The organism is Dyella marensis, from assembly GCF_900112865.1.
Taxonomy (GTDB): domain Bacteria; phylum Pseudomonadota; class Gammaproteobacteria; order Xanthomonadales; family Rhodanobacteraceae; genus Dyella_D; species Dyella_D marensis_A.
In genome coordinates this window covers 130,981-140,221 of the sequence record NZ_FONH01000008.1, presented here as the reverse complement: position 1 = coordinate 140,221, position 9,241 = coordinate 130,981, and the positions used below count along the sequence as shown (strand labels likewise).

Sequence of the window (9,241 nt, the reverse complement as noted above, 5' to 3'; positions counted from 1 at the left end):
TGCCCGGCCGGCCGCTACGAACGGGTGCTGGAAGTGGTCGCCGCGGAGCCCGCCGAGCGCGAGGGTTCGCGCACGCGCTGGGGGGAGTACAAGCGGCTGGGCATCGAGGTCGCCAAGCACGATATGTAATTGGAGCCCCTCTCCCTTCGGGAGAGGGGTTGGGGTGAGGGTACGGGCGGAGCGCAAGGGTGATGTGCACCGCTCCGTCCGCACCCTCATCCGGCTGCCGCCACCTTCCTCGCTCCTCAGAGCCGCGCACATCCATGTGCGCTCCCCGCGTGCTCTCCCACGGGGACTACCTTCGGGTCGCCGGAGGGAGAAGGGCTCCAACCTGGAAAGCTCACGGATACGCCGCCGGCTCGACGTGCCGCTCGGCCACCACCACCGTCGCCAGCGCCTCGGCCAGCTGCTCGCCCGTCAGCGGCTTACGCAGGAAACCATCCATTCCCGCCGCCCGCGCACGCTCTTCTTCATCGCCGCCGGAACGCGCCGTGATCGCGATGATCGGCAAGTGCGCGCCCGCCGTTTCGCGCTGGCGGATCAGCCGCGCGATCTGGAACCCGTCCACGCCCGGCAGGTCCAGGTCCAGCAGCATCGCGTCGGCATCGCCCTGCGCCAGCTCGGTCATCGCCGCCAGGCCGTTGCCGACATAGCGCACCTGGTGGCCCTGGCGTTCGAGCAGTCCGCGCACCACCGCGGCGATGATCGCGTCGTCCTCCACCAGCAGCACGCACAGGCCGGAGGCACCGGGCGCACGCACCGGCGCAGCGCTGGCGGCAACGTCTTCCTGCACCACCTCCAGTGGCAGGTGCACATGGAAGCTGCTGCCGTGCGCCACCTTCGATTCCAGTTCGATATGGCCGCCCATCAGCGCGACCAGTTCGCGGCAGATCGCCAGCCCCAGGCCGCTGCCGGCGCGCCGCTGCGGTCCGTTGGCCTGCTCGAAGCGCTGGAACAGCCGCGCCTGGCTCGCCTCGGGAATGCCCGGGCCGGTATCGATCACGCTGAAGCGCAGCTCGTTGCCTTCGCGCCGCGCGCGCAGGATGACGCTGCCGCGCTCGGTGAACTTCAGCGCGTTGTTGGCCAGGTTGAGCAGGATCTGCTGCACGCGCAGCGCATCGCCCATCACCCGCGCCGGCAGGTCGTCGGCAATCTCCAGCTTGAAGGCCAGGCCCTTGGCACGCGCCTGGCCCTGCTCCAGCGCGGCGACGTCGCGCAGCAGCGCGCGCGGATCGAACGGCGCCAGGTCCAGCGACAGCTTGCCGGCCTCGATGCGGGCCAGGTCCAGCGCATCGTTGAGCAGCTTCAGCAGCATCTGGCCGGAGCGCTGGATCGCCTCGGCGTATTCGTGCTGCTGCGCGCCCAGGCCGCTGTTGAGCAACAGCTCCGCCATGCCCATCACGCCGGTCATCGGCGTGCGGATCTCGTGGCTGAGCGTGGCCAGGAACTGGGTCTTGGCCGCGCTGGCCTGCTCGGCGAGGCGGCTGCGCTGTTCGGCCAGCTGCATCTGGTGGCGTTGCGCCAGGCGGCGGCGCCATACCAGCAAGGCCATCCACGCCAGCATGGCCACCGCCAGCACATACATGCACCAGGCCCACCAGCGCTCCCACGGCGGCGCCTGCACATGCACCTGCAGCGGCGCGGACAGGCGGCCCCAGACACCGTCGGCACCGGCGCCCATCACGGTAAGCGTGTAGTCGCCCGGCGGCAGGCTGGCGAATTCGCGTTCGCCGCGCGTACCGGTGTCGACCCATTCGGTGTCGAGGCCTTCCAGGTGGAAGCGATAGCGGTTCACCGCCGGATCGATGTACGAGAACACGCGTGCTTCGATATTGAGGCCGCGCGCATGCCAGTCCAGCTCGAGCGGTCCGTGGCCGAGCACCGCCGGCTGCAGGCCGTTCCTGCCGCGCACGCTCACGCCGGTGATCGCCACCTGCGGCGAGGACGCCTCGGTTTCGGTCTGGTCGGGATTGAAGGCGACCACGCCGCCCATGGTCGGCGCATAGATGTAACCGTCGGGCATGGCGGCGTAGCCGCGCACGAATTCGCCGTTGCTCAGGCCGTCCTGCAGGCCGAAGGTGCGGAAGCTGCCGCTTTCCGGATCGAAGCGGCGCATGCCGTCGCGGCCGAGCATCCAGACGCGGCCGCGCTTGTCCAGCGCCAGGTCCGCCACGTTCACCGAGGGCCAGCCCTGGCGCGCATCGACGCGGCGCTCCAGCACGAAATGATCGCCTTCGCGGCGATAGCGCTCCAGCGCATCCGGGCGCGCCATCCACAGGAACTTGTGGTCGGGCGTGAAGATGAAAGCATCGACCTTGCGGTCATTGCGGATGCCGGGCACCGGCTCGAAGTGGTCGTAGCTGCGGTCCAGCCGCCACAGGCCACCGTCGCTGGCATACCAGAACACGCCATCGACCAGGGTGAGCTGCGCGCCCCAGCGGGTCCGCTCTTCCGCCGGCAGGAAGCTCACCGGGGTCACCTCGAGCGTGTCCTGGTCGACGCGGAACAGACCCTCGGCGAAGGTGCGCGCGTAGAGCTTGCCGTCCGGGCCGACCTCCACTTCCAGCGGATGCACCATGCCGCGCTCGGCGGTGGGCACCTTGTCGAGCTTGCCGCGGGCATAGCGATAGAGGCTGCCCTGGGTGGCGATCCACAGGCGGTCCTGGTCGTCCTCGGTCATGCCGATGACGTCGCCGCGCATGTCGCTGACCACGTGCTCGCTCTTGCCGGTAACCGGATCGAGCTTGTCCACCCGGCCGCCGCGCTCGCCCACCCATACGCGCCCGTCGTGGCCGCGCGCCATCGAGGTGGCCACGCTGTCGCGCAGGCTGTCGGCGTCTTCCGGGATATGCGTGAAGCGGCTGATGCCGCTCCAGCCCGGCGCGAGATAACCGATGCCGCCGTCGAACAGCGCGACCCACAGGCCGCCTTCGCGGTCCTGCCTGATCTTCCACACCCAGGTGCCGGGCAGGTTGCCATACAGCAGCGGCTGGTCCAGCACCTTCTTCACCGGGCCGCTGCGGCGCGTCTGCAGGTAGAGGCCGCGCTGCGTGCCGATCCACAGGCGCCCGGCGCGGTCGCGCACGCTGGTGAGCACGTTGAAGTCGGCGATGTCCTTGTCGAACTTGCGCGCCACGCCGTCGGCACCGACCACCAGCAGGCCGTGCGCGGCGGCGATGCGCACTTCGTCGCCGTCGCCCTCGATGCTCCACACCGAGATGGTTTCCTTCGGGTCTTCCTGCGGTACCTGGCTGACGCGGCCTTCGGCGTCGCGCACGTACACGCCTTCGTCGGTGCCGATCCACAGGCGTCCCTTGGGGTCGACATACAGCGCGCCCACCGCGCCGAAGCCGCTGGGGTCGTCGCTCGGCGGTGGCGCGGCGATATGGTCGAAGCCGCTGCCGTCGGGACGCATGCGGTCCAGGCCATGCTGGGTGCCGATCCACAGCGCGCCATCGGGGCCGACGACGGCATCCCAGACCTTGTCGCTGGCCAGGCTCTCGGGACGGGCCGGATCGTGCGACCAGTGCTCGAAGCTTTGCGTGACCGGATCGAAACGATTGAGGCCGGCTTCCAGCCCCGCCGCCCACAGCTGGCCCTGGCGATCGAACAGCAAGGTGGCGATGCCGTTGTCATGCAGCGAGCGCGGATCGTCCGCCACATGGCGGTACACCTTGAAGGCCACGCCGTCGTAGCGCGCGATGCCGCCCTTGGTGCCGAACCACATCGCGCCGTCCGGCGCCTGCGCCACCGCATACACGCTGCTGCTGGGCAGGCCGTTGAAGGTGCCGTAGCGGCGGAACTGCGGAGTGGGCAGCACGCCGGCCGCGTTCGGCGCCGGCGCCGTGGCGGCCGCCGGTGCGTGCGGCGATCCGGCCTTGTCGGCGACGGATGCCGATGGCGCGAGCAGCGCTAGGCCCAGCAGCAGTGAAGACAACATGAATTTCCCCCTAAGCGGAGGGATCATGCCAAATCGGACAGGCGGGTACGAGACCGAAAGTGTGAAGATGGGCTTCACTTTGCAAACCCCTGCGAGCACGGCGCGCCAGCCATGCGCCGGGGCCCTCCTCCGATGCTGCACATAGAATGCCCGCCATGCCCCGCCCCCGCCTGCTGATCGCCGCGCTCGCGTTCGCCGCCCTGGCCTGGCTGCTGTTCGCGGCGGCCGAACGCGCGCTGGCCCTGGCCCAGCGCTTCCTGCAATTGCCGGGCTGGCTGCAGTGGACGCTGGGCAGCGCGCTGGGCCTGTTCGCGCTGGCCGGCCTGGCGGTGCTGTGGTGGATCGTGCGGCCGCGCCGCGCGCGGCGCGCGGTCGACGCGCCGGACCGCGGCACCCTGGAACAGCGCATCGACCGCTTGCACACGCGCGGCGCCGATACCGGCACGCTCCATGCGGAACTGGGCGAACTGGATCGCCGCCGCGCCGAGGCGCGCATCTACCTCGCCCTGTTCGGCGAGATCTCCACCGGCAAGTCCACCTTGATCCGCGCGCTCGCACCGCAGGCCACGGTAGCCAGCGACGCGCGCGGCGGCACCACGCGGCAGGTGGTTCACGTCGATGGCGCCTTGCCGGATGGACGTCCGCTCACGCTCGCCGACGTGCCGGGCAGCCGCGAGGCCGGCGGCGAGGCGCGCGAAACCCTGGCGCGGGAAGAAGCCTTGCGCGCGCACGTGGTGGCGTATGTCTGCGCAGGCGATCTCACCCGCACGCAAGCCGAGGAAGTGCGCTGGCTCGCCGCGTTCGGCAAGCCGCTGCTGGTGGTGCTCAACAAGGCCGACCAGTGGAGCGAGGCGGAACTCGCGCAGCTGCTGGAGCGGCTGCGCAAGCAGACCGGCGAGGATGCCGCCATGGTGATCGCGGTCAGCGCCGGCGGCAGCGAACGCTTCCAGCGCACGCTGCCCGACGGTGGCGTCGAACAGGTCGAGCGCCAGCGCAAGCCGGTCATCGATGCGTTGTGGAAAGCGCTCGCGCGGCTCGCATCCCCGGGCGCCGAAGGATTGGAAGCACAGCGCGAACGCGCGGTGCTGGCCGGCCTGCACGAACGCGTCGGCACGCTGGAAACGCAGACCCGCGCCGCCGAAGCCGAACGCATCGTGCGCCGCTATGCACAGCGCGCCGTGGTCGGCGCACTGGCCGCGATCGCACCCGGCAGCGACCTGGTGATCCAGGGCGCACTCGCCGCCGCGCTCACCCGCGAACTGGCCCGGCTGTATGGCGTGCCGGCGAGCGACGTGCAGGTCGACGACTTCGTGCGCCAGGCACGGCTGACCCTGCGCACCGGCAGCTCGATCGTGCTGGCCATCGCCGGCAATGCGCTGAAGGCGTTTCCCGGACTGGGCACGCTCGGCGGCGGCGTGCTGCATGCGTTCGCCTATGCGCTGATCTTCGACAGCCTGGGCCGCGCCCTGGCAGCTTCGCTGGCCGAACGGCAGTCGCTGGACCAGGCCGACGCGGCGGACAAGCTCAAGGCCCTGCTGGCCGACGGCAGCGGCGCGCGCATGAAGGAACTGGCGGCACTGACGCTGGATGCGTGGAAGGAAAAAGCACAATCGTAGGTAAAACCTATCCAGCACGAATCCTTCTCCCTCCGGGAGAAGGTGGCGGCAGCCGGATGAGGGTACGGCCGAAGTGGTGCGCACCACTTCGGCCGTACCCTCACCCCAACCCCTCTCTCCCACGGGGACTACCTTCGGGTCGCCGGAGGGAGAGGGGCTCAGGCCCACGCAAGAACCATCCTCGTGGCATGGCGCACTCACTAGAGCCCGCCAGCTCCACGCCAGGGAAACAATCCGTTCGGCCTCCGCCGGCTGGCGCCCTCTCCCACCTTCGTACAGACTTCCCCGCCATGTCCTTCGCCCGCGCCATCGTCCTTACGCTGATCCTGGCCGCCTTCGCCGCCAATGCGCACGCCGCGCCGTCGACCTACCGCTACGACACCACCCACAGCCAGATCCTTTTCAGCATCGACCACAACGGCTATTCGCGCCCGTTCGGACGGCTGCATATCGCCAAGGGCTGGCTGCGCTTCGATCCGGATGACTGGAGCAAGTCGGCCACCGAACTGGATATCGATCTGTCCTCGCTGGACCTGGGCGATGCCGAGTGGAACAAAGCGGTACTCGGCAGGTCGTACCTCGACAGCGCGGGCGCCCGCTACGCCCATTTCGTTTCCACTTCGGTGGAACGCAAGGACGGCGACAACGGCGTGCTGCGCGGCAGGCTCACCCTGCGCGGCGTGACGCGCGAGGTGGAACTGCCGTTCAGCGCCAACCGCGTCGGCAAGACCATCTACGGATTGCACACCGTGGCCGGCTTCTCCGCGCGCACCACGCTGGACCGCACCGATTTCGGCATCACCGCCAACCCCAATTCGATCGGCCGCACCGTCACCGTGTGGCTGGAACTGGAAGCGATCCTCGACGACGGCAAGACCGACAACACCAAGGGCGACAAGGAGACACCATGAGCCTGCGCAGCAACGACCGCCAGTGGGGCTCGGTCGCCAAGTTCTTCCACTGGACCGTGGCCCTGCTGATCATCGGCAACGGCATCTTCGGCCTGTGCATGGATCTGGCGCACGGGCCGATGCAGAAGATCAACTGGCTGGCCTTGCACAAGTCGATCGGCCTGACGGTGCTGGCGCTGTTCGCGCTGCGCCTGCTGTGGCGCCTGAGCGAGCGGCGTCCGCGGGAAGATCCCGCGCCACGCCTGCAGCAGATCGCCGCGCATACGGTGCATGCACTCCTGTACTTGCTGATCGTGGCGCTGCCGCTCAGCGGCTGGTGGTTCAATTCGATCGCCGGCAAGCCGCTGCAGTTCTTCAAGCAGTTCAACCTGCCGGCGCTGGCCCAGGCCAATCCCGACATGACCGGGTTCGCCCAGGATGTGCACGAGTACCTGTTCTGGTTCCTGGTGCTGCTGCTGGTGGCCCATGTCGGCGGCGCGCTCAAGCATCACCTGAAAGACCGCGACAATACCCTGCTGCGCATGCTTCCCTTCCGCCGCCTGCGCGGCGACACCCCCCAAGGAGATCGCTGATGAAATCCCATGCCTTCGCCCCGCTGCTGCTCGCGCTGGCCCTGCCCGGCCTGGCCGGCGCCGCCGACTACACGGTGCAGCCCGCCGGCAGCAAGCTGGGCTTCACCAGCAGCTTCCAGGGCGCGTCCTTCGACGGCAGCTTCGGCAAGTTCACCGCCGCGATCAGCTATGACGCGGCCAGGCTCGCCACGTCGAAGTTCGACGTCGAAGTCGACCTCGCCAGCGTAAAGACCGGCGACAAGGACCGCGACGGTGCGTTGCCCGGCGCCGATTTCTTCAACGTCGCCAAGTTTCCCAAGGCGCACTTCGTCACCACCGGCTTCCGCCAGAACGGCGCGCAGGTGATCGCCGACGGCAACCTCACCCTGCGCGGCGTGACCAAGCCGGTGAGCCTCACCGTCAACTTCAAGCCGGCCGGCGCCGGCGCCACGCTGGATGTCAGCGGCACGGTCAAGCGCCTCGACTTCGGCGTGGGCGGCGGCGACTACGCCGATACCTCGGTGATCGGCGCCGACGTCAAGGTCAACGCACATCTCGTGCTTGCCGCCAAATAATGACCGGCGACACGCTGTGGCAACGCCTGCGCGGCTGGCTGGCCAAGCCGGACGCGCAGAACGCCGCCGCAGCGCCGGATGCTGAGCACGCGCAGGCGCGCATGGTCGACAGCCTGCGCCGCCTGCTCGACGATGCCACCATTCCGCCGGCGATCCGCGAAGAACTCGCCGGCGACTTCGGCCGCATCGAGAGCATGCTCGAACGGCTCGAACGCGGCGAACTGCATGTCGCGGTGTTCGGCCGCGTTTCCGCCGGCAAGTCGGCGCTGGGCAATGCGCTGCTGGGCCGCGAGGCGTTCACCGTCGGCGTCCTGCACGGCACCACCACCCGCGCCGAGCAGGCCGCGCTGGACGAAGCGCGCGAAGCCGGCCTGGTGCTGATCGACACGCCCGGCATCAACGAACTGGACGGCGAGGCGCGCGAGCGCCTGGCCTTCGACGTGGCCGAAGTGAGCGACCTGGTGGTGTTCGTCGCCGACGGCGACCTTACCCGCGACGAACTCGACGCGCTGAAGACCCTGGCCGCCACGCAGCGGCCGGTGTTGCTCGCACTCAACAAGGCCGATCGCTATGCATCCGCCGAACGCGACGCGCTGCTGGCGCAGCTGCGCGAGCATGCGCGCGGTCTGGTGCGCGAAGACGACGTGGTCGCCGTCGCCGCGCGTCCCAAGCCGCAGCGCCGCATGGAAACGGACGAACACGGCCGCGAACACCTGCGCGAACTGCCCGCGCCACCCGAGGTGGCCGCGTTGCGCGAACGCCTGCTCGCCATCGCGCGGCGCGAGGGCAAGACGCTGTCCGCGCTCAACGCCGGCCTCTACGCCAGCCGGCTCACCGACCAGGTCAGTGCGCGCATCGCCGACAGCCGGCGCCGCCTGGCCGACAAGCTGATCCGCAACTACTGCCTGGCCAAGGGCGTGGCGGTGGCGCTGAACCCGATTCCCGTGGCCGACCTGCTCGCCGCGGCCGGCATGGACGCGGCGATGGTGCTGCAACTGTCGCGTGTATATGGCCTGCCGCTGAGCCGCGCCGAATCCGGCCGGCTGGTGGCGGTGATCTCCGCGCAACTGGCTGCCCTGATGGGCGCGGTATGGGGCATGCAGCTGGTCGCCTCGGCATTGAAGGGCGTGAGCGCGGGCTTGTCCGTGCTGGTCACCGCGGCGGCGCAGGGTGCGCTGGCCTGGTATGCCACCGTGCTGATCGGGCGCGCGGCGGAACGCTACCTGGTCGCCGGCAAGTCCTGGGGCGAGCTGGGGGCGAAGCGGGCGGTCGCGGAGATCGTGGCGGGGCTGGATCGCGATTCGATCCTGCGCGAGGCGCGCGAAGAGATTCTGCGCCGGCTCAGGACACGCTCATAGCATCGGGCTGATCTTTATCGCCAGAAACGCCCGCACGGCGGCCGCATCGAACGGCCAGTCCAGCTCCCTGCCATTGCGCGCATCGCGCAGCACCGGCACGCGGGTGCCGTAGCGTTCTTCCAGCTCCTGGGCATCGTCCACCCACACGCTGTCGAAATCCGGCGCGCGCGCCTCGGCCATCACGGCCAGGGCCTGGTCGCACAGGTGGCAGTAATCGCGCTGGTAGAGGATCAGGTCGGCCATGGGGAACGGATCGGGGAAACCGGACGGCAGCGTACGGACTGCGGGGT

At 69.6% G+C, this 9,241-nt stretch carries 8 protein-coding genes; 6 read left to right on the top strand and 2 right to left on the bottom strand.

The features are described from left to right. A partial coding sequence (locus tag BM172_RS13085) for a DNA polymerase III subunit chi (protein WP_143096519.1) occupies positions 1 to 129 on the top strand: 129 nt, incomplete at its 5' end. 211 nt (positions 130 to 340) lie between these two features. On the opposite strand, the gene BM172_RS13080 is transcribed toward BM172_RS13085, so the two are convergent. Then, positions 341 to 3,940, bottom strand: coding sequence for a hybrid sensor histidine kinase/response regulator (locus tag BM172_RS13080; RefSeq protein ID WP_026635618.1), 3,600 nt, complete (start codon positions 3,938 to 3,940; stop codon positions 341 to 343). A 155-nt stretch (positions 3,941 to 4,095) separates the two neighbouring features. Here BM172_RS13080 and BM172_RS13075 point away from each other — a divergent pair, with 155 nt between their 5' ends. The 5 genes from BM172_RS13075 to BM172_RS13055 all read left to right on the top strand — a co-directional run bounded on the left by BM172_RS13075 (position 4,096) and on the right by BM172_RS13055 (position 8,951). Further along, positions 4,096 to 5,556 carry a GTPase gene (locus BM172_RS13075; RefSeq protein ID WP_026635617.1) on the top strand — a complete coding sequence of 487 codons (1,461 nt, stop codon included), beginning with the start codon at positions 4,096 to 4,098 and terminating at the stop codon, positions 5,554 to 5,556. Between the two features lie 290 nt (positions 5,557 to 5,846). Then, positions 5,847 to 6,467, top strand: coding sequence for a YceI family protein (locus tag BM172_RS13070; RefSeq protein WP_026635616.1), 621 nt, complete (start codon positions 5,847 to 5,849; stop codon positions 6,465 to 6,467). After that, positions 6,464 to 7,039 carry a cytochrome b gene (locus BM172_RS13065; RefSeq protein WP_026635615.1) on the top strand — a complete coding sequence of 192 codons (576 nt, stop codon included), beginning with the start codon at positions 6,464 to 6,466 and terminating at the stop codon, positions 7,037 to 7,039. The genes BM172_RS13070 and BM172_RS13065 overlap by 4 nt, the downstream gene beginning before the upstream one ends. Then, complete coding sequence (locus tag BM172_RS13060) at positions 7,039 to 7,593, top strand: YceI family protein (protein ID WP_026635614.1); 555 nt, start codon at positions 7,039 to 7,041, stop codon at positions 7,591 to 7,593. The genes BM172_RS13065 and BM172_RS13060 overlap by 1 nt, the downstream gene beginning before the upstream one ends. Further along, positions 7,593 to 8,951, top strand: a complete 1,359-nt coding sequence (locus BM172_RS13055) for a GTP-binding protein (protein ID WP_026635613.1) — start codon at positions 7,593 to 7,595, stop codon at positions 8,949 to 8,951. The genes BM172_RS13060 and BM172_RS13055 overlap by 1 nt, the downstream gene beginning before the upstream one ends. Here BM172_RS13055 and BM172_RS13050 read toward each other — a convergent pair. Beyond that, entirely contained in the window at positions 8,946 to 9,194 is a 249-nt protein-coding gene (locus BM172_RS13050; protein ID WP_026635612.1) for a glutaredoxin family protein, read from the bottom strand. The two genes, BM172_RS13055 and BM172_RS13050, sit on opposite strands and share 6 nt — an antisense overlap. Positions 9,195 to 9,241 lie beyond the last annotated feature (47 nt).

Bases quoted from the DNA above. Each gene is read 5' to 3' on its own strand.
- BM172_RS13075 (WP_026635617.1), top strand. From the start codon at position 4,096: ATGCCCCGCCCCCGCCTGCTGATCGCCGCGCTCGCGTTCGCCGCCCTG.
- BM172_RS13050 (WP_026635612.1), bottom strand. From the start codon at position 9,194: ATGGCCGACCTGATCCTCTACCAGCGCGATTACTGCCACCTGTGCGAC.
- BM172_RS13060 (WP_026635614.1), top strand. From the start codon at position 7,039: ATGAAATCCCATGCCTTCGCCCCGCTGCTGCTCGCGCTGGCCCTGCCC.
- BM172_RS13080 (WP_026635618.1), bottom strand. From the start codon at position 3,940: ATGTTGTCTTCACTGCTGCTGGGCCTAGCGCTGCTCGCGCCATCGGCA.
- BM172_RS13070 (WP_026635616.1), top strand. From the start codon at position 5,847: ATGTCCTTCGCCCGCGCCATCGTCCTTACGCTGATCCTGGCCGCCTTC.
- BM172_RS13055 (WP_026635613.1), top strand. From the start codon at position 7,593: ATGACCGGCGACACGCTGTGGCAACGCCTGCGCGGCTGGCTGGCCAAG.
- BM172_RS13065 (WP_026635615.1), top strand. From the start codon at position 6,464: ATGAGCCTGCGCAGCAACGACCGCCAGTGGGGCTCGGTCGCCAAGTTC.